General features: G+C 63.8%; 19 protein-coding genes. 13 read left to right on the forward strand and 6 right to left on the reverse strand.

Going from position 1 to position 20,022, the window contains the following annotated elements; genetic code table 11:
• Positions 1 to 30 precede the first annotated feature (30 nt).
• From NKI24_RS04415 to NKI24_RS04435, 5 genes are all read right to left on the reverse strand, one after another.
• Positions 31 to 1,143 (reverse strand): nucleotidyltransferase family protein, encoded by a 1,113-nt coding sequence (locus NKI24_RS04415; protein ID WP_352743587.1) that lies wholly within the window; start codon positions 1,141 to 1,143, stop codon positions 31 to 33.
• Between the two features lie 218 nt (positions 1,144 to 1,361).
• Positions 1,362 to 2,510: an alcohol dehydrogenase family protein gene (locus NKI24_RS04420; protein ID WP_352743589.1), complete on the reverse strand. Its 1,149-nt coding sequence runs from the start codon at positions 2,508 to 2,510 to the stop codon at positions 1,362 to 1,364.
• A gap of 9 nt (positions 2,511 to 2,519) precedes the next feature.
• Positions 2,520 to 3,899 carry an aspartate aminotransferase family protein gene (locus tag NKI24_RS04425; RefSeq protein WP_352743591.1) on the reverse strand — a complete coding sequence of 460 codons (1,380 nt, stop codon included), beginning with the start codon at positions 3,897 to 3,899 and terminating at the stop codon, positions 2,520 to 2,522.
• A gap of 36 nt (positions 3,900 to 3,935) precedes the next feature.
• The gene (locus NKI24_RS04430; RefSeq protein WP_352743794.1) at positions 3,936 to 5,429 is read right to left on the reverse strand and encodes an NAD-dependent succinate-semialdehyde dehydrogenase; all 1,494 of its coding nucleotides are present in this window, start codon (positions 5,427 to 5,429) and stop codon (positions 3,936 to 3,938) included.
• Between the two features lie 127 nt (positions 5,430 to 5,556).
• Entirely contained in the window at positions 5,557 to 6,048 is a 492-nt protein-coding gene (locus tag NKI24_RS04435) for an Lrp/AsnC family transcriptional regulator (RefSeq protein WP_031211913.1), read from the reverse strand.
• A gap of 82 nt (positions 6,049 to 6,130) precedes the next feature.
• Here NKI24_RS04435 and ehuR point away from each other — a divergent pair, with 82 nt between their 5' ends.
• The 10 genes from ehuR to doeB all read left to right on the forward strand — a co-directional run bounded on the left by ehuR (position 6,131) and on the right by doeB (position 15,833).
• On the forward strand, positions 6,131 to 7,516 hold the full coding sequence (ehuR, locus tag NKI24_RS04440) for a MocR-like ectoine utilization transcription factor EhuR (RefSeq protein WP_352452352.1): 1,386 nt from the start codon (positions 6,131 to 6,133) through the stop codon (positions 7,514 to 7,516).
• Between the two features lie 121 nt (positions 7,517 to 7,637).
• Positions 7,638 to 8,423, forward strand: a complete 786-nt coding sequence (gene ehuA, locus NKI24_RS04445; RefSeq protein WP_023677199.1) for an ectoine/hydroxyectoine ABC transporter ATP-binding protein EhuA — start codon at positions 7,638 to 7,640, stop codon at positions 8,421 to 8,423.
• A 65-nt stretch (positions 8,424 to 8,488) separates the two neighbouring features.
• Positions 8,489 to 9,340, forward strand: coding sequence for an ectoine/hydroxyectoine ABC transporter substrate-binding protein EhuB (ehuB, locus tag NKI24_RS04450; protein WP_352743594.1), 852 nt, complete (start codon positions 8,489 to 8,491; stop codon positions 9,338 to 9,340).
• A gap of 171 nt (positions 9,341 to 9,511) precedes the next feature.
• Positions 9,512 to 10,171 (forward strand): ectoine/hydroxyectoine ABC transporter permease subunit EhuC, encoded by a 660-nt coding sequence (gene ehuC / locus NKI24_RS04455; RefSeq protein ID WP_254819481.1) that lies wholly within the window; start codon positions 9,512 to 9,514, stop codon positions 10,169 to 10,171.
• A 16-nt stretch (positions 10,172 to 10,187) separates the two neighbouring features.
• Positions 10,188 to 10,847, forward strand: a complete 660-nt coding sequence (ehuD, locus tag NKI24_RS04460; RefSeq protein ID WP_023677202.1) for an ectoine/hydroxyectoine ABC transporter permease subunit EhuD — start codon at positions 10,188 to 10,190, stop codon at positions 10,845 to 10,847.
• Complete coding sequence (eutA, locus tag NKI24_RS04465; protein ID WP_352743596.1) at positions 10,844 to 11,617, forward strand: ectoine utilization protein EutA; 774 nt, start codon at positions 10,844 to 10,846, stop codon at positions 11,615 to 11,617. Before ehuD ends, eutA begins: the two co-directional genes overlap by 4 nt.
• Positions 11,618 to 11,627: 10 nt before the next feature.
• The gene (gene eutB / locus NKI24_RS04470; protein WP_023677204.1) at positions 11,628 to 12,620 is read left to right on the forward strand and encodes a hydroxyectoine utilization dehydratase EutB; all 993 of its coding nucleotides are present in this window, start codon (positions 11,628 to 11,630) and stop codon (positions 12,618 to 12,620) included.
• Positions 12,617 to 13,609: a cyclodeaminase gene (locus NKI24_RS04475; protein WP_023677205.1), complete on the forward strand. Its 993-nt coding sequence runs from the start codon at positions 12,617 to 12,619 to the stop codon at positions 13,607 to 13,609. The genes eutB and NKI24_RS04475 overlap by 4 nt, the downstream gene beginning before the upstream one ends.
• 38 nt (positions 13,610 to 13,647) lie before the next feature.
• A complete protein-coding gene (gene doeA, locus NKI24_RS04480; RefSeq protein WP_352743598.1) occupies positions 13,648 to 14,826 on the forward strand; it encodes an ectoine hydrolase DoeA in 1,179 nt (392 codons plus the stop codon).
• 5 nt (positions 14,827 to 14,831) lie between these two features.
• Positions 14,832 to 15,833: a N(2)-acetyl-L-2,4-diaminobutanoate deacetylase DoeB gene (doeB, locus tag NKI24_RS04485; RefSeq protein WP_352743600.1), complete on the forward strand. Its 1,002-nt coding sequence runs from the start codon at positions 14,832 to 14,834 to the stop codon at positions 15,831 to 15,833.
• A 3-nt stretch (positions 15,834 to 15,836) separates the two neighbouring features.
• On the opposite strand, the gene NKI24_RS04490 is transcribed toward doeB, so the two are convergent.
• On the reverse strand, positions 15,837 to 16,496 hold the full coding sequence (locus tag NKI24_RS04490; RefSeq protein ID WP_023677208.1) for a GntR family transcriptional regulator: 660 nt from the start codon (positions 16,494 to 16,496) through the stop codon (positions 15,837 to 15,839).
• A gap of 322 nt (positions 16,497 to 16,818) precedes the next feature.
• On the opposite strand from NKI24_RS04490, the gene NKI24_RS04495 reads away from it, so the two are divergent.
• Genes NKI24_RS04495 through NKI24_RS04505 form a run of 3 tightly spaced genes read left to right on the forward strand, consistent with a single transcriptional unit; the run spans position 16,819 to position 20,017 of the window.
• A complete protein-coding gene (locus NKI24_RS04495; RefSeq protein ID WP_352704022.1) occupies positions 16,819 to 17,946 on the forward strand; it encodes a BMP family ABC transporter substrate-binding protein in 1,128 nt (375 codons plus the stop codon).
• Positions 17,947 to 17,966: 20 nt separating this feature from the next.
• Positions 17,967 to 19,091: an ABC transporter permease gene (locus NKI24_RS04500; protein WP_352743602.1), complete on the forward strand. Its 1,125-nt coding sequence runs from the start codon at positions 17,967 to 17,969 to the stop codon at positions 19,089 to 19,091.
• Positions 19,091 to 20,017 (forward strand): ABC transporter permease, encoded by a 927-nt coding sequence (locus tag NKI24_RS04505; RefSeq protein ID WP_352452344.1) that lies wholly within the window; start codon positions 19,091 to 19,093, stop codon positions 20,015 to 20,017. Before NKI24_RS04500 ends, NKI24_RS04505 begins: the two co-directional genes overlap by 1 nt.
• Positions 20,018 to 20,022: the final 5 nt, after the last annotated feature.

Below are 20,022 nucleotides of genomic sequence, written 5' to 3' on the forward strand. Positions count from 1 at the left end.
AAGGTTACCCTCCACACCCGTTGCTGCCGTTTAGTCTCCGTGCTTTGTTTTCGCAGATGAGCCGCTGAATCCTTCCAGTTCCTCGCCGATTCCTGAAAGTGCGTTGACGATCGTCGCCTCGACGTCGCCACGCTGTTTCTGGGGAATCAAGCCAAGTCCTTTTTGTATCGCTTCACGCCAATGTTTCCCCCTGTCCCACGCTTCCGAAAACGCGATGGCGAGATCGTCCTGGCGACGGGTAGCTTCCAGTGCCTCGACCAGAAGTGCTGCCTGGCGGACATCCTTTTCCCGCTTGCCCACGCCGTTTGCGTTGTTCTGTCGGCGCGAGGCAACAATCAGCTTGTGAACCGCATATCGTCCGGGCGACGGTACCACGACAGGCACTCCCGATCGATGCAGCAGCACAGTTCTGATTGGTTCGTGGATCAGGAAATCGAGAATCCGAAGAGGCTGCGCGGATGCACCGCCCAAAGACGGCATCGAGGTTGCATGATCGGCGTAGTCATCGCTGCCCGTGTTCGGTGTAAGGAACTCGACCTTGTATCGGACTGCGTTCTCGAATTGCGTCGCGTGTTCGGGATCTGATCTGTGAGGGATTTCCCTGAAGGTTGGGTCGATCTCCCTCAAGATTTCGAGGATGGGCGGCAGGCTGTCCTCGACCGCGGCCGACACGGAATGGAATAGGGCGAAGTCTGCATCGCCCGTCTGCAACGCTGCACCGGGCAGCTTCACGCCCAGATAGCCCGCGTAGGACTGAAAGGCGACTGTGCCGACCAGGACGCCGCGCAAGCGGAAGATGCCAGCCTTCCCCAGCGCCTCGACGACATCCCCGGTGAACCTTTCGGGTTCTGTCAGCCCTGCCTCGCGCACGAGCGTGGATACCAGCTTCCTGCGGGCGCGGAGGTCGTCCTTGATCTGACGGAAGGATTCAACGCGTTTTGCAATCTCGGGATCGCTGTCAGGCCCGACATACCGTCGCGTCTTCGTCGGCTGCGTTTCCTCGAAATACCAGTATACCTTGCCCTTGACGGGCACCTTGACGAGATTGCCCGTCGTAGGGAAATCCGTTTCGAAGGCTGCGTCCAAGGATCGCTGGACGAGTTCCGCATACATCGTGCGGTAAACGAGGTCGACCGTCTTCATGTCGGGCGGCTCCGGTTATAAGAAAAATGCGGTTCTCTTATAGCGCCATGACCTCAAGGGACGCAAGCGGGGGTTATAAGAAAATCGCGAAAACCTTATAACGCCGCAGGAGAGGTCAGGAATCCTTGTTGCCGGCGTGCAGCCAAATCAGAATGGGTTTTGCTCATTCAGATAAACAAAGCCATCACGAAAACGCTGCTTGGATGTGGCGCTCGACCTCACCGCGTCCACGAACGGCCCGAGCCTGTCATAGGCGTTTGTGGTCGACGCGCTATTTTGGCGGCCGCATCCGGAACGACCACCAGCTTGCCGACGAAATCCTTGGCGATGAAATCCGCCTGGGCGCGATGGAAATCGGACAGCTTGTAGACGCCGCCGACCAGCGGCCGGATTTTCTTGTCCTCGATGTAGCGCACTATGCGGCGGAAATCCGCCCGCGTGCCCTGGCTCGAGCCATGCAGTTGGAGCTGTTTCAGGTACATGGTGCGCAGGTCGAGCTGGACGACCGGGCCGGCGATCGCGCCGGCCGTGGTGTAGCGGCCTTCGGGCCTCAAGATGCGCAAGAGGTCATTGAAGATGGCGCCGCCGACCAGGTCGGCGACCACATCGATTGGCCGCCCGCCGGTCGCCGCGCTGACGGCGGCCGGCAGATCGGCAACGCCACGGGTGATCACCGCCTCGGCGCCGATCTCACGCACGGCCTGTTCCTTGCCCTTGCCGGCAACCGCATAGGGAATGGCGCCGCGCGCCCGCGCCAGCTGCACGATGCCGGAGCCGACGCCGCCAGAGGCGCCGGTGACAAGCACACGCTCGCCGGCTTTCAATGCGGCGCGTTCCAACATCTGCTCGCCGGTGAGATAGGCGCAGCAGAAAGTGGCAAGCTCGACATCGCTCAGATCGGTGTCGACGACATGGGCGTTTTCGGACGGTACTGCCTGGTATTCGGCATAGCCGCCGTCGCGGCCATGGCCCATATAGTCGATGTCGGCGAGTGAATCGTCGTCGCGATTGTAGATGGAGAAATCGACCATCACCCGCTCGCCGATGCGGGCCGGCGAGACGCCGTCGCCGACGGCAATGATGTTGCCGACCGTGTCGGTGCCCTGGATGCGCGGGAAGCTCAGCGTATTGCCCTGACGACGCCAGGTCGACACAGCGGCGGCATCCTCCTCCGTGCCATAGGCGCCCTGGCGCACCCAGACATCGGTGTTGTTCATGCCGCAAGCGGTGACCTTGACCAGCACCTCGCCCCGGGCGGGCGAGGGCACTTTCACGTCGGTGCGATAGACGAGCTTTTCCGGCCCGCCGTGCCCGATCAGCTGCACGGCGGCCATGGTGGCGGGGAGGGTTTTGGTCATGGCATTCATGTCGGCTCTTCAGATGTTTGCAAACACGCTCTTCACCGCGTCGGCCGTCTTCGACACGACGATATCAGCCTCTTCCCGCGTCAGGCAGAGCGGCGGCGCGAAACCGAGAATGTCGCCCTGCGGCATGGCGCGGCCGATGACGCCGCTTGCCGCAAGCGCGGTCGCGACCTGCGGTCCGATCTTTTGCGAGGCGTCGAAGAATACGCGGTCGTCCCGGTCGGCGACGAACTCGATCGCCGCCAGCATGCCGTCGCCGCGCACCTCGCCGACGTTTTTGTGGCCGCCGACGGCTTTCGTCAGCTCGGCGCGGAGATAGGCGCCGGTCTCGCCGGCGTTCCGCACCAGGTCCATCTCGTCGATCAGTTCCAGGTTGGCGACGCCGGCGGCGACGCAGATCGGGTGCGCCGAATAGGTCCAGCCATGGCCGAGCGAGCCGAGCTTGTCGGAGCCTTGGACGAGCACCTGCCAGACCTTGTCTGAGACTATGACGCCGGAGAGCGGCGCATAGGCCGAGGTCAGGCCCTTGGCGATGGTGATCAGGTCGGGCTTGATGCCGTAGTGGTCGGAGCCGAACATGGTGCCCAGCCGGCCGAAGCCGGTGACGACCTCGTCGGCAACCAGAAGCACGTCGTACTTCTTCAGCACCGCCTGGATCTTCTCCCAGTAGCCGGCCGGCGGCGGCACGATGCCGCCGGTGCCGAGGATAGGCTCACCGATGAACGCGGCGACCGTCTCCGGCCCTTCGGCGAGAATCATCTCCTCGAGCTTGTCGGCACAGTATTGCGAAAACTGCTCCTCGCTCAGCGAGCGGTCGGCGCGGCGGAAATAGTAGGGCGCCTCGGTGTGCAGGACCGGCGCACGCGGCAGATCGAAGGCGTTGTGGAACAGGTCGAGGCCGGTCAGCGATCCGGTCATGATCCCGGAGCCGTGATAACCGCGCCAGCGCGAGATGATCTTCTTCTTCTCGGGCCGGCCGAGCACATTGTTGTAGTACCAGATCAGCTTAATGTTGGTTTCGTTGGCATCGGAACCGGAGAGGCCGAAATAGACCCTCGACATGCCTTGCGGCGCGCGGTCGATGATCATCTTGGAAAGCGTGATCGATGCCTCGGTGCCGTGCCCGACATAGGCGTGGTAATAGGCGAGGTTCTTGGCCTGCGCGGCGATGGCGTCGGCTATCTTCTGGCGGCCATAGCCGACATTGACGCAGTAGAGCCCGGCGAAGGCATCGATGCTCTTGCGACCGTTATTGTCCCAGATGGTGACGCCTTCGCCACCGGCGATCACCCGCGTCGGGCTCTCGCCACGCGCGTGCGTTCCCATATGGGTCGAGGGATGGAAGAAGTGATCGCGATCCCAGGCGGCGAGTTCGTTTGACTGGTCGAGCATCTTTTTTACTCCTAAGGAAAAGTGTCGGGCGCGGTTCTAGGCCACGTCCAGGCAGAGATATTTGAGATCGGTAAAGGCTTCGAGCCCGTGACGCGAGCCCTCGCGACCGATGCCGGACTGCTTGACGCCGCCGAACGGGACCGGCGCGCCGGTGATCTTGACGCGGTTGATGGCGACCATGCCATAGTCGAGCGCGCGGCCCATGCGCAATTGCCGGCCGCCGTTTTCAGTGACGACATAGGCGACGAGCCCGTATTCTGTCGCATTGGCGCGGGCGACGACTTCGTCTTCGCTGTCGAAAGGCGTCACGGCCGCAACCGGACCGAAGGTCTCCTCGCGCATGATCAGCGCGTCGTCTCCAACGTCGGCGAGCAGGGTCGGCTGGTAGAACAGCGGCCCAGCCACATGGCGGCCACCGCCGGTGAGGCAGCGCGCGCCACCAGCCAGCGCATCGGCGACCTGCTCTTCGATCTTCTTGACGCCGCGCTCGTGCATCAACGGCCCGATGTCGGTGTCGTCAGCCAGGCCATTGCCGGTCCGCAACGTCTCGATGCGCTTGGTGAAGGCGGCGCAAAAACGGTCGTAGATCGGGCGCTGGACATAGATGCGGTTGGCGGCGAGGCAGTCCTGGCCGGAGGTCGCGAATTTAGCGTCGACGGCGATGGTCACAGCCTTGTCGAGATCGGCGTCGGCGAAGACGATCAGAGGCGCATGACCGCCAAGCTCCATCACAAGACGCTTCATCGTCGGCGCACTTTGCGCGGCGATCAGCCTGCCGATCTCGGTCGAGCCGGTGAAGCTCATGGCGCGAACGCGCGGGTCTTCGCACATCCGCCCGACGATGATCGAAGCCCTGCCGGAGAGGACGTTGAACACGCCAGCCGGCAGGCCGGCACGTTCGCCAAGCTCGGCCAACGCCAGTGCAGACAGCGGCGTTTCCGAGGAAGGATGCGCGACGATGGTGCAGCCGGCGGCGAGGGCGGCCGCCGCCTTGCGGGTCAGCATGGCCGCGGGAAAATTCCACGGCGTGACGACGCCGACGACACCAAGCGGTTCGCGTCGCACCACCATCTCGGCATTTGGCAGATGGCTGGTGACGCCTTCGGCGTTGAGACGTTTGGCCTCCTCGGCATACCATTCGACAAAAGAGGCGGCATAGTCGATCTCGCCGCGCGATTCCTTCAGCGGCTTGCCTTGCTCTAGCGTCATCAGCAGGGCCAGGTCATTTTTGGCGGCGACGATCAGATCGAACCATTTTCGCAAGATTTTCGACCGTTCCTGCGGCAGCAATGCGCGCCAGGCAGGAAAGGCGCGCGATGCCGCATCGATCGCCAATGTGGTCTGCCGGGCATCGAGCGCGGCAACGAAAGCGACGGTGGATCCGGTGGCCGGATCGGTCACCTCGAAACTCTCCGCGGTCTCGCTCGCCGTCCAGTGGCCAGCGACATAGGCGAGTTCGCGCAGCAGCCGCCGGTCGGCGAGGCGATCAAGTGCTTCATGGCGGTGCGAGCGGGCAAAATGTGCGGACATCATCGGGCTCCCGGTTCGGGTGATGCCGCAAGACTATCTCTGCCGCGCAAACAGAGAGGCTGTTTGCGTGCCTGCACGTAGAGAGATTGTCTCTATTGCCCTGCCCGGCCAGACGATCTCTCCGGTATCAGGAAGATGCCGGCAACAGGTCCGCCACTGGCAGAACACTCTCCTCCTTCACCGTCTTGGTGACGATGTAGGTGAAATAGCGGTCGATGCCGATCTCGCGTTCGAGCAGAGTGTCGACCAGCCGCTGATAGGCGTCGATGTCGCGCGCCATCACCTTCAGCAGGTAATCGACGCCGCCGCCGACAGACCAGCAGGCGACGATCTCGGGGATGTCGCGGATGACGCGCTCGAAACGGTCGAAATCGGCCTGGCGGTGGCTAGCCAGCGTCACCTCCATCAGCACGGTAGCGACCGGCGCGATGGCGCGCATGGCGATCCTGGCATGATAGCCGCAGACGATGCCGGCTTTTTCCAGCTTGCGCAGCCGCATCCAGCAAGGCGTCGGCGACAGGCCGACCTTCTCGGCCAACGCCAGCTTGGTGATGCGGCCGTCGCGCTGGATGGCGTCGAGGATTTTCAGGTCGATCGGATCGAGTTTCGCTGCAGCCATGATCGTCCACTTCTAGTGCCGGACACCATGACGGCGCATTATTTCGATTGTCAATTGCACTGATTTCGATCTCTAATAAGTCATGACATTTTGGCGACCAGATCCCGCTCTTATCCGGCGGCCGGCCTATCAATCGCTCGCCGACCAGTTCGCGCGCGCCATCCATGACGGGCGCCTGGCCAATGGCGCTCGGTTGCCGACGCACCGGCAGTTGGCTGACGACCTGCAACTTTCCGTGCAGACGGTCAGCCGCGCCTATGAGGAGCTGATCCGCCGCGGGCTGGTGTCCGGCGAGGTCGGCCGCGGCAGCTTCGTGCAGACGCAGCGCCGCGAGCCGGAGCCGCCCTATCTGCCGGAGCGGCTGGGCGAGGTCATCGATCTCTCCATCCTGAAGCCGGTCTGCGAACCGATGCATCTGGAGCGGCTGAGGCAGGCGCTGGGCTGGCTCGCCGAAAACCTGCCGTCGAGCTCGGCACTGTCATTCAGGCCGAACATGGTGTTCCCGCGCCACCGCGCGGTGGGTGTCGAGTGGCTACGCCTCTGTGGCCTCGACGCGTCGCCGCAGAACATCAGCCTGACCAACGGTGCCACCGCAGGGATGACGGTGGCGCTGATGAGCGTGGCGCCGCCCGGTTCGACCGTCGCCACCGAGGCGATCGGCCACCACACGCTGATCCCGCTGGCGCGTTATCTCGGCTTCAATCTCGAGGGTTTGCCGATCGACGACAATGGGCTGATCCCGGAAGCGCTGGACGAGGCCTGCCGGCTGTCGGACATCCGCGCCGTGTTCGTGCAGCCGTCGGTGATCAACCCTACGGCTACCCTGATGGATGCCGGCCGGCGCGAACAGATTGCCGCCGTTGCGCGCAGGCATGACATCGCCATTATCGAAAACGACGTCCTCGGCCCGTTGGTCGAGGACAGGCCGCCGCCGGTAGCCGCCTTCGCGCCCGAGCGCACGCTCTACGTCACCTCCTTTACCAAGATCGTGGTGCCGGGCCTGCGCATCGGCTATCTCGCGGCGCCTGATCGTTATGTCGCCGCGGTCGCCAATCGCCATCTCGTCTCGAACTGGATGGCGACGCCGTTGGTGGCCGAGATCGCCACCAAATGGGTGACCGACGGCACCGCGATGGAACTCGTGCGATGGCAGCGCCTGGCTTTGCGGCGGCGTCTGGACATAGCCGCCGAGGTGCTTGCCGGAGTGGACTATCGCGCTCATCGCGACGGGCTGCATGTCTGGCTGCAACTGCCCGATGACCGCGGTGAGGAAAGCTTTGTTTCCCAGGCCCGCCTGCAGGGCGTGGCGATCGCGCCCGGCACGTCGTTTCGCATTTCGCAGATGCCTTGGCATCCAGCCGTACGGATTTCGCTGGGCTCGACCACGGAGGGGGAACTGCGTGCCGGTCTCGGCGTTGTCACCAAGCTTCTGCTCGGCGATCCCGAGCATCTCCTGCTTGCGATCTAGACGGCGAATGGCGCGAATTGTGCGGAGTTCGAAATATTGTCATGATATTATTTTCTTGATTGACATGATTTGCCGCGATCCGCATCGTTAAAGGCATAGCTTCTCCAGCACGGGAAATTCATTGTCGGCGCCCATCATCAAGATCGACGGCATTTCGAAAAGCTTCGGCACCTTCAAGGTGCTGGACGGCCTCTCGATGCAAGTCATGCCCGGCGAGAAGCTGGCACTGATCGGCCCGTCGGGTTCGGGCAAGACGACGATCCTGCGCATCCTGATGACGCTGGAGCGTATCGACAGCGGCCACATCCAAGTCGACGGCGAACAGCTGTACCACATGGAGCGCAACGGCCGGCTGCTTACGGCCGATGAACGGCATTTGGCAAAGATGCGCCAGAAGATCGGCATGGTCTTCCAACTGTTCAATCTGTTTCCGCACAAATGCGTCATCGACAATGTGACGCTGGCACCGATGCTGACCAAAGGCGTGCCGCGGGCCGCCGCCGAAAAGCGGGCGATGGAACTGCTCGACATGGTCGGCATGGTCGACAAGGCCAAGGCGATGCCGGCGCAGCTTTCAGGCGGCCAGAAGCAGCGCGTCGCGATTGCGCGGGCGCTGGCGCTGTCGCCGAAGATCATGCTGTTCGACGAGGTCACCTCGGCGCTCGACCCGGAACTCGTCGACGAGGTGCTCAACGTCATGCGCAAGCTCGCCGCCGAGACCGACATGACCATGCTGCTGGTCACCCACGAGATGGGTTTCGCCCATGACTTCGCCGACCGGGTGCTGTTCTTCGATCGCGGCAGAATAGTCGAGGAGGGCAAGCCCGACGAGATTTTCCGCCATCCCAAACAGGAGCGCACGCAAGGTTTCCTGAAGAAGATCATTGCGGCCGGACATCGGGTCTGACTGCCATGCGAGGCGGCGACGCCTCAAGCAAGCCAAGAAGACAGACAAACAAGGAGTTGGGAACAATGAAGAAATTTTCCATTTTGGCCGGCGTCGCCGGTATTACGCTGACGGCGGTGCTGGCCGCCTCGACGGCCGGCTCGGCCGACAACAGCAAGCTCGAAGAGCTCAAGGCGCAAGGCTTTGCCCGCGTCGCCATCGCCAACGAGCCGCCCTATACGGCGGTCGCTGCCGACGGCAAGGTTTCGGGTGCGGCGCCTGACGTTGCCCGTGAAATCTTCAAGCGCCTTGGCGTCAACGATATCGTCGCCTCGATCTCGGAATATGGCGCCATGATCCCCGGCTTGCAGGCCGGCCGTTTCGACGTCGTCACCGCCGGATTGTTCATGAAGCCGGAACGTTGTGCTGCGGTCGCCTATTCGGAACCGGTGCTGTGCGACGCCGAGGCGATGCTGGTGAAGAAGGGCAACCCGAAGGGCTTCAAGAGCTACGAGGACGTCGCGAAGGACGCGAGCGCCACGATCGGCGCGCCGGGTGGCGGCACTGAAGAGAAGCTGGCGCTCACCGCAGGTGTGCCGCGCGAGCGCGTCATCGTCGTGCCGGACGGCCAGAGCGGCCTGAAGATGCTGCAGGACGGCCGCATCGATGCTTATTCGCTGCCCGTGCTGTCGATCAACGACCTGGTCAAGAAAGCCAATGATCCGAACCTCGAAGTCATCGCGCCGGTGGTCGGTGCGCCGGTCTATTGCGACGGCGCGGCCTTCAAGAAGGGCGACGAAGCGCTGCGCGACGCCTATGATGTCGAGCTGGCGAAACTGAAGAAGTCCGGCGAGTTCGCCAAGATCATCGAGCCTTACGGCTTCTCGGCGGCGGCGGCAATGTCGACGAGCCGCGACAAGCTCTGCTCGGCGAAGTAAAAAGTGCCGCTCACCCTAGCCTCTCCCCGTCAAAAACGGGGAGAGGGGGGCGTCAACGCTGGAGCTTCACCCTTCTCCCCGTCCCTATAACGGGGAGAAGGTGCCGGCAGGCGGATGAGGGGCGGCGCCGGCGTTCTGCAATGATCACCAAGCGAGGAAACGCTTAGCCCAATGACCCAATGGTCCGGCTATTTCGGCCTGATATTGCAAGGAGCGCTTGTCACCATCGAGCTGACGCTGATGGGGTCGGTGCTGGCCTTGGTCATGGCCTTTCTTGCCGGGCTGGGGCGGCTGTCGCGGTTTTTCGTGCTACGCGCGCTGGCCACCGCCTATATCGAGTTCTTCCGCGGCACCTCGATTTTCGTGCAGCTGTTCTGGGCTTATTTCGTGCTGCCTTTTGCCGGCATTTCGCTGACGCCGCTGCAGGCCGGGGTGCTGGCGCTGGGCCTCAATGTCGGCGCCTATGCGGCGGAAGTGGTGCGTGGCGCCATCAAGTCTATCGGCCGCGAACAATATGAGGCCTGCACCGCCCTCAATCTCGGCCGCTGGCAAGCCATGCGCCATATCATCCTGCCGCAGGCGCTTCTGGTGATGCTGCCAACCTTCGGCAACAACGCCATTGAATTGCTCAAGGCCACCGCCGTCGTTTCGCTAATCTCGCTCGCCGACCTGACCTTCCAGGCGCAGGTGGTGCGCTCGCAGACCGGCAATACTCTGGTGCCGTTCAGCACCATCCTCGTCATCTATTTCGTCCTGGCGCTGCTCATCTCCTGGGGCGTGCGGTCGTTGGAACGCCGCATGGCGCGTGGCCTCGACGGGGTGCGCGTATGATGGATCGGGCCTGCTAATGGAATGGGATTGGGATTTTGTCCGGCAGATCCTGCCGACGCTGATCGAGGGGGTGAAGATCACCATCCTGGCGACGCTGCTCGGCTCGGTGCTGGCGGCCATCGTTGGGCTGGGCATCGCGTTGGCGCGCCGGTCGCCGAACAGGGCTCTGTCGCGCACCGTCGGTTTCCTTGCCGAGTTCATCCGTGGCACGCCGCTGTTGGTGCAGCTCTATTTCATCTTCTACGTGCTGCCGGATTTTGGCATCCTGTTGCCGCCGCTTGTCGCGGGCGTCATCGGTCTCGGGCTGCATTACGGCACTTACACGGCCGAGGTCTACCGCGCCGGCATCGATAATGTTCCGCGCGGCCAGTGGGAAGCGGCCAAGGCCTGCAATCTGAACGCCACCCAGACCTGGACGCACATCATCATTCCGCAGGCGATCCCGCCGATGATCCCGGCGCTTGCCAATTATTTCATCGCCATGTTCAAAGAGACGCCGCTGCTGTCGGCGATCACCGTGCTCGAACTGATGAACCAGGCCAAGAGCGTCGCCAATACCTATTATCGGTATATCGAACCGATCACCTTGGTCGGCGCCTTCTTCCTCGCCATCAGCCTGTTCTCGGTGGTGCTGCTGCGCTGGCTGGAACACCGTTATGGGCGGATCGAACGATGAGCGCTGCACCCGAAATCCGCCTGCGCCCGGCCCGGCCGGCGCTCGATGCGCGTCCGCTGGAAAAGCGGGTCGGCCTGATCATCCTTGCCACCGACCATACGAGCGAACCGGATTTTCACCGCATGGTGGCAAGCGATCGTATCGGCGTCTATGTCGCGCGCATCCCCTACGCCAACCCGACGACGCCGGACAATTTGCGCAAGATGCAGCCGTCACTCACGGCGGCCGCGGCCCTGATCCTGCCCGACGAGCCGCTCGATGCGATCTGCTATTCCTGCACCTCAGCTTCCGTCGTGATCGGCGATGCCGAAATCGAGGCGGCGGTGCAGGCCGCCAAGCCCGGCGTGCCGGTGGTCACGCCGCCGATGGCCGGGGTGCGCGGCCTGAAGGCGCTGGGCGCCAAGACGATCAGCATCCTCACGCCCTATACGGTCGAGACCAGCCGGCCGATGGCGGCCTATTTCACCGAGCATGGTTTCGAGATCGCTAGCTTCACTTGCCTCGGCTTCGAGGATGATCGCGAGATGGCGCGGATTGCGCCGAAATCCTTGGTCGATCTGGCTCGCGAGGCGATGGCCGAACACTCGGACGCGCTGTTTGTCTCCTGCACGGCACTGCGGTCCGCGGCGGCAGTTGTCGGCATGGAAGAAGCCATCGGCCGTCCTGTCGTCACCAGCAACCAGGCGACAGCCTGGAATTGCCTGCGGCTTTGCGACGACGACGAGCCGCGCCCTGAATTCGGCCGTCTGATGACGCTGCCGCTGAACTGATTGATAAGCCATGACCACGTCCAGGATAAGCCTCTCCGATATCCACGCCGCGCGCGAGCGCATCGCAGACAAGGTCGAGCGTACGCCGACCGTCACTTCCCGGAGTCTTTCCCAGCACTTGGACGCTCCTGTTTATCTCAAGCTCGAACACCGGCAGACCACCGGCGCCTTCAAGCTGCGCGGTGCCTCGAACGCTATCGCTTCGCTGACAGAAGAGGAGAAGGCGCGCGGCGTCGTCGCTGCCTCGACCGGCAACCACGGCCGGGCGCTGGCTTATGCCGCTCGACTGCAAGGTATCGACGCGACGATCTGCATGTCGCGGCTGGTGCCGCAGAACAAGCTGGACGAGATCCGTCGGCTCGGCGCCGAGATCCGCATCGTCGGCAACAGCCAGGACGATGCGCAGCGGGAGGTCGAACGGCTGGTCGCGGAAGAGGGGCTGATCATGCTGCCGCCCTTCGACCATCCTGCCATTGTCGCCGGGCAAGGCACGCTCGGGCTGGAGATCATCGAACAGGTTCCGGACGCCGCCTTGGTGCTGGTGCCGCTTTCCGGCGGTGGGCTGGCGGCTGGCGTAGCTGCTGCCGTGAAGGGCGTCAGCCCGGCGACGAAGGTGATGGGCGTTTCAATGGCGCGCGGTGCGGCGATGAAGGCGAGCCTCGACGCCGGACATCCGGTTTTGGTCGAGGAACTGCCGACACTGGCCGATTCCCTCGGCGGCGGCATAGGCCTCGACAACCGGCTGACCTTTTCCATGTGCCGCGACCTGCTCGACGATGTGATCCTGCTCAGCGAGGGCGAGATCGCCACCGGCATCCGCCATGCCTATGAACAGGAGCGCGAGATCGTCGAAGGCGCCGGCGCGGTCGGCATCGCAGCCGTGCTTGCCGGCAAGGTCAGGGCGAGCGGCCCGACGGTGCTCGTGCTGTCCGGCCGCAACATCGATATGACACTGCACCGCAAGATCATCTGCGGCGAAGCAATTGCGGAGAGCGCAGCATGAGCCGGATGACGATCCTCACCGAAGCTGAATTGCGCGAGATCGTGAAGCTCGATCTTGATGCCATCGCCTGCGTCGAGAACGCGTTCCGGGCGCTCGCTACCTTGCCGGTGGCGATGCCACCGATCCTGCGGCTGGACATTCCAGAGCATCGCGGCGAGGTCGACGTCAAGACCGCCTATGTACCGGGTATCGACGGTTTTGCGATCAAGATCAGCCCCGGCTTTTTCGATAATCCCAAGCTCGGCTTGCCCAGCGTCAACGGCATGATGGTGCTGCTGTCGGCGAAAACCGGATTGGTCGAAGCGCTGCTGCTCGACAATGGCTATCTCACCGACATCCGCACGGCCGCCGCCGGTGCGGTCGCCGCCAAACATCTGTCGCGGCCGGACTCCTCCGTTGCCGCGATCTTCGGCGCCGGTGTTCAGGCCGGACTGCAGCTCGAGGCGCTGATGCTGGTGCGGCCAATCACCGAGGCTCGCATCTGGGCAAGGGATGCCGCCAAGGCCGAGGCCGCGGCCGACGCATTGTCCGAAAGACTGGGCATCGCCGTTCACGCCGAGCCCGACGCGGCAAAGGCTGCGGCCGATGCCGACATCATCGTCACCACGACGCCGTCGACCGAGCCGCTGATCAAGGCCGGCTTCGTCTCCGCCGGCCAGCATATCACTGCCATGGGCTCGGATGCCGAGCACAAGAACGAGATCGCGCCGGCGATCCTGCGCATGGCCGATCTCTACGTCGCCGATAGCGCCAAACAGACGCGCCGGCTGGGCGAACTGCACCATGCTATCGCGGCGGGCGTGATGGCGTCCGATGCCGAAATCACCGAGCTTGGCCACATCATCGCCGGCGAAAGGCATGGCCGGCGCTCGGACAGCGACATCACCATTGCCGACCTGACCGGCACCGGCGTGCAGGACACGGCGATCGCCACGCTCGCCCGCGACCGTGCGCGTGCAGCCAAGACCGGTACGATTTTCGAAAGCTGATGCTGGCCGCAAGGCCCAACAAACGAGGACCAAGAACAATGCAGCCCAATTTGAAATTCTCGCGCGGCGAATATGCGGAGCGCCTCGCCAAAACGCGGAAGGTCATGGAGGCCAAGGGCGTCGATCTATTGATCGTCAGCGATCCGTCCAACATGGCCTGGCTGACCGGCTACGATGGCTGGTCGTTCTACGTGCACCAGGCTGTCATCGTGCCGCCGTCGGGCGAGCCGGTGTGGTACGGGCGCGGCCAGGACGCCAACGGCGCCAAGCGCACCGCCTATCTCGCGCACGACAACATCATCGGCTATGCCGACCACTATGTGCAGTCGACCGAGCGCCATCCGATGGATTTTCTGTCCAGCGTGCTCTCCGATCGCGGCTGGGGCAAGCTCAGCATCGGCGTCGAGATGGACAATTACTGGTTCTCGGCCGCTGCCTTCGCAGCGCTGCAGAAGCACTTACCCAATGCCCGCTTCGTCGACGCCACGGCACTCGTCAACTGGCAGCGCGCGGTGAAGAGCCCGACCGAAATCGACTACATGCGCAAGGCCGCCCGCATCGTCGAAGCGATGCACCAGCGCATCGTCGATAAGATCGAGGTCGGCATGCGCAAATGCGACCTGGTCGCCGAGATCTACGATGCCGGCACGCGCGGCGTCGACGGCATCGGCGGCGACTATCCGGCGATCGTGCCGCTGCTGCCGTCAGGCGCCGACGCATCGGCGCCGCATCTGACCTGGGACGACCGGCCGATGAAATCGGGCGAGGGCACCTTCTTCGAGATCGCCGGCTGCTACAACCGCTATCACTGCCCGCTGTCGCGGACCGTGTTCCTTGGTAAACCGACGCCGGAATTCCTCGATGCAGAAAAGGCGACGCTGGAAGGCATGGAGGCGGGACTTGCCGCCGCCAAGCCCGGCAACACATGCGAGGACATCGCCAACGCCTTCTTCGCGGTGCTGAAGCGGTACGGCATCGTCAAGGACAACCGCACCGGGTACCCGATCGGGCTTTCCTATCCGCCTGACTGGGGCGAGCGCACCATGAGCCTGCGTCCAGGCGACCGCACCGAGTTGAAGCCCGGTATGACCTTCCATTTCATGACCGGCTTGTGGCTTGAGACGATGGGGCTGGAAATCACCGAATCCATCCTGATCACCGAGACGGGCGTCGAGTGCCTGGCGAATGTGCCGCCCAAACTGGTGGTGAAGAATTGAGTCCGATGTCCAGCCTTCGCCCGTCACCGATCACGCCGACCGTCGATTTCGAGCGCGACGGCGTGCAGCACGGTTTCCTGCGCCTGCCTTACAGCCGCGACGATTCCGCTTGGGGGTCGGTGATGATCCCGATCTGCGTCATCCGCAACGGCAAGGGGCCGAGCGCATTGCTCACCGGCGGCAATCATGGCGACGAGTACGAGGGGCCGCTGGCGCTCTATGACCTCGCCCGTACGCTCGACCCGAAGCAAGTCAGCGGCACGATCATCATCGTGCCGGCGATGAACTATCCGGCGTTCCGCGCCGGCACGCGCACCTCGCCGATCGACAAGGGCAATCTCAACCGCAGCTTTCCCGGCCGGCCCGACGGCACGGTGACCGAGAAGATCGCCGACTATTTCCAGCGCGAATTGCTGCCCCGTACAGACATCGCGCTCGATTTCCACTCCGGCGGCAAGACGCTCGATTTCGTGCCGTTCTGCGCCGCCCATATCCGGCCCGACAAGGCGCTGGAAGGGAAGGGGTTCGCGGCGGTAGAAGCCTTCTCCGCACCATGGTCGATGAAAATGCTGGAGATCGACGCGGTCGGCATGTTCGACACTGCCGCCGAAGAGATGGGCAAGCTGTTCATCACCACCGAGCTTGGCGGCGGCGGGACTTCGCGCGCGGAAACGGTGCGCATCGCACGTCGCGGCGTGCTCAATGTGCTGCGCCATGCCGGCATCGTCGCCGGCGCGGTCGAGATGCAGCCAACCCGCTGGCTCGACATGCCGTCCGGCGATTGCTTCTCGTTCGCCGAGGACGACGGGATGATCGAAACCATGATCGATCTCGGCGAGCCGGTGGCAGAGAACCAGGTGCTGGCACGTATCCATTCCATAGGCCGCACCGGCGGCGCTCCGCAGGAGATCCGGGCCAAAATGTCCGGTCTGTTGGCGGCGCGGCATTTTCCGGGGCTGGTCAAGGCCGGCGACTGCGCTGCCGTGGTCGCCGTGCTGGTCGATTGACGGTTAGGAAGCCGATGTCGGGAACGGCTCGGTCCTGCCTTTGGGGCGATCGCCGATCGCAAAGACGGCGCTCGCCTCGCTGACGATCGAGACATGATCCTTGGCGGCTGTTCCGGCCGCCGCACTGTCGCCGCGCATGATTGCGGTGACGATGGCGTCATGTTCTTGCCAGGACTGGGCCAGCCGCCCGGGCAGCATGAATTGCGCGCGCCGGAACGGCGCCAGGCGGCCGCGGGTCATGACGGTCAGTTCATAAATGTGCTTGCTGTGGGCGCCGCGATAGAGCCGGGTGTGGAATTCGGTGTTGAAAAGCTCATACTCTTCTTCGGCACCGAGCTGCACGAAGCGCGCCGAGGCCTGGTGCTCGGCCTCCAGCGTGCGGCGCTCGCCAGCGGTCATGCGCTCGGCCGAGAACCGCGCGCAGATCGCTTCAAGCTCGGCCATGCTTTCGAACATCGAGGCGAGGTGCTCCTGCGTCACCACGGCGACGGTGGCGCCGCGGTTCGGCCGCCTTTCGACCAGCCCCATGGCGCTGAGCCGGCTGAGCGCTTCCCTGATCGGCGTGCGTGAGACGTCGAAGCGGGCGGCGAGCGAGGCCTCGTCGAGCTTTTCGCCCGGGCGCAGGAAACCGGTGACGATCCGGTCGCTGATCGCCCTCACCATCTGATCGACGGTCGTGCCCGACCTGATCAAATTGCGCTTTCCCGACACGTCTCCTCCGTCCAGTCTTTTCGCTAGAGCCGTAAGCCACTCACCGGCTTCGATTCCTCCGCATCTCTGTATGCCTATGTTTTAGCCTTCATGTCAAATTGGCGATTTTGGAGGCAAAAAGTGTATGCAATTGCTCCGGCTTTGTGCAGTCCACATCGGAACACTCATTGATATTACTGAATAAATCTCATTTCTGAAACTGGCATGCTGATTGCATACACTTCTTTCATTGAGGTGTTAACCGGCCCCAAAGGCCCCACAGAGGGAGCATTCAATGTCCAAGAGATTCATGCTTAGCCGCCGCGACCTGCTCAAAACCTCCGCCGCCGGAGCGGCGCTCGGCCTTGCGTCCGCATCGTTTCCGATCAGCAGGGCCTTCGCCGCGACGGCCACCGTCGGCTTCATCTATGTCGGGCCAAAGGACGACTACGGCTACAACCAGGCGCATGCCGAAGGGGCCGCCACGCTGAAGGGGATCGAAGGAATTTCCGTCGTCGAGGAGGAGAACGTGCCGGAGACGGTCGACGTTCAGAAGACGATGGAATCGATGATCAATCTCGACGGTGCGTCGCTGATCTTCCCGACCTCGTTCGGCTATTTCGATCCGCACATGCTCGCCATGTGCGCGAAATTCCCCGACGTGCAGTTCCGCCATTGTGGTGGCATGTGGAACAAGGACAAGCATCCGATGAATGCCGGTTCCTATTTCGGCTATATCGGCATGGGCCAGTATCTGAACGGCGTCGTCGCCGGTCACACCAGCAAAACCAAGAAGCTCGGCTTCGTCGCGGCAAAGCCGATCCCGCAGGTGCTGCTCAACATCAATTCCTTCCTGCTCGGCGCGCGCTCGGTCGACCCGACCATCACCTGCCAGGTGATCTTCACCGGCGAGTGGTCGCTAGCGGTCAAGGAGGCCGAGGCCACCAATGCGCTGGTCGACCAGGGTGCCGACGTCATCACCTGCCATGTCGATAGCCCCAAGGTGGTGGTCGAGACGGCGGCCGGGCGTGGCGCCTTCGTCTGCGGCTATCATGCCAACCAGAGCCCGCTGGCGCCGGAAAAATACCTGACCGGCGCGGAATGGAACTGGGCCAAGGTCTACAAGATGTTCGTCGACGATCTGGTGGCCGGCACGCCGCTGCCCAATTTCACGCGCGGTGGCCTGGCCGACGGCTTCGTCAAGATGAGCCCGCTCGGCCCCGCTGTCGGCGAGGCCGCCCGCAAGCAGTTCGACGGCACGCTGGCCGAAATGATGAAAGGCGGCTTTTCCGTCATCAAGGGTCCGCTGAAGAGCAACAAGGGCGTCGTCGTCGCGACCGAAGGCCAGGCCTTCGCCGAGACCGCGCTCGAACTCGAAAGCATGGACTACCTGGTCGAGGGCGTCGTCGGTTCGACCGCCTGAACCGGATCGGAGACGGGGCCATGGCAGACACTGTCAGCACTGCGGGCGCACCGGCGCTGTTTGGCGCCAGGAATTATCCGGCGGCGCTCGAATGGGCGGCGCGGCAGGCGGAAGCCTTAGTCATACCGCTCGCGGCGCTGATCGTCGGCATGGCGCTGTTCAGCGTGTTCATCGCGCTGGTCGGCAAATCGCCGGTGCAACTCTACGAGACGATGTGGCGCGGCGGCTTCGGCTCGTGGTTCTCGATCCAGAACTCGCTGTCGCGGGCAGCACCGCTTTTATTGGCAGCGCTCTGCGTGGCGCTGCCGGCCCGGCTCGGCCTCGTCGTCATCGGCGGCGAAGGCGCGATCGTGCTGGGCGGCGTTGCCGCCGCCGCCATCGGCGTCGCGGCGAATGGCGCGCCGGCTTTTCTGGTCATCCTGCTGATGGGCGTGGCGGGCGCGGTCGCCGGCGGCATCTGGATCGGTGCCGTCGGCGCACTCCGCCACTACCGCGCCGTCAACGAAACCATCTCCAGCCTGCTGATGGCCTATATCGCCATCGCGCTGATGAACCATCTGGTCGAAGGGCCGCTGCGCGATCCGGCTTCGCTCAACAAACCCTCGACCGAGCCGCTGGCGGATGCCTACCGCATCGGCAACATTCCAGGCATGGACGTGCACTGGGGCCTGGTCGTCGGCATTCTCGCCTGCGTCCTGTCCTGGCTGTTGATCGAAAAGACGCGCTGGGGGTTTGCCGCCCGCATCGCCGGCGGCAATGTCAGGGCAGCTCAGGTGCAAGGGCTTGCCGTCGGGCCGCTGATCGTCGGCTTCACCGGGCTCGCCGGCGGCTTTGCCGGGCTGGCCGGCATGCTGGAGGTCGGCGCCGTGCAAGGCAGCGCCAACGCCTCGCTCGCCGCCGGCTATGGCTATACCGGCATCCTCGTCGCCTTCCTCGCCCGCCACAATCCGCTCGCCATCATCCCGGTCGCTTTCCTGCTCGGCGGTATCGGCGCTTCCGGCGGGCTGATCCAGCGCCGCATGGACCTTCCCGACGCCACCGTGCTGGTGCTGCAAGGCATGCTCTTCGTCGTCATCCTGTTCAGCGAAACCTTTTACGGCCGCTTCAAGGTCTTCAATCCCGATCTGTGGAAGAGGGGCTCCTGATGGACGCGACCGAGATCGGCCTGTGGGGCGTGCCGCTCGCCATTCTCGGCGGCGCCATCCGCGTTTCGACGCCCTTCATCTTCGTCTCGCTCGGCGAAGCCATCACCGAGCGCTCCGGCCGCATCAATCTTGGCCTCGAAGGCACGCTGGTCTTCGGTGCGATGACTGCCTACGCCGTCGCGGTGATGACCGGCTCGCCATGGCTCGGCCTGCTGGCTGCCGCAGGTGCCGGTCTTTGCTTCGGGCTGTTCCACGGCTGGATCTGCAAATTCCGCGGGGTGAACGACATCGCCATCGGCATCGCGCTTATGCTGTTCGGCTCCGGTCTCGCCTTCTTCTTCGGCAAGCCATTCATCCAGCCCTCGGCACCAGACCTGCCGGCCCTCGCCTTCGGTGGCTGGTCGGATATCCCGCAGGTGCAGGCGGCGCTCAACGTCAACGTGCTGTTCCTGATCGGGGCCGCACTTGCGCTGTTCCTGTGGTGGGCCTTCCGCAACACCCGCGCCGGCCTGGTCGTGCGCGTCGTCGGCGACAGCTCCGATGCGGCGCGCGCCATGGGCCTCAATCCGAACACCGTGCGCCTGCTTGCGACAGGCGTCGGCGGTGCGCTCGCCGGCATCGGCGGCGCCTATCTGTCGCTTTATTACCCCGGCAGCTGGACCGAACGCATCTCGTCGGGGCAGGGGCTGATGGCGGTGGCGCTGGTCATCTTCGCCCGCTGGAACCCGCTTGGCTGCTTTGCCGCGGCACTGTTGTTCGGCGGCGCCGGCGCGCTGGGCCCGGCGTTGCAATCGGTCGGGGTGACGCAGGGCTACTATCTCTTCTACGCCGCACCTTACATCCTCACGCTCATTATCATGATCGCCACATCGTCGCCGAACCGCTCGCTTGCCGGCGCGCCGGGCGAGTTGTCGATCACCAAATGACTGGA

It is taken from the genome of Mesorhizobium sp. M0701 (assembly GCF_040320365.1).
Lineage (GTDB): Bacteria > Pseudomonadota > Alphaproteobacteria > Rhizobiales > Rhizobiaceae > Mesorhizobium.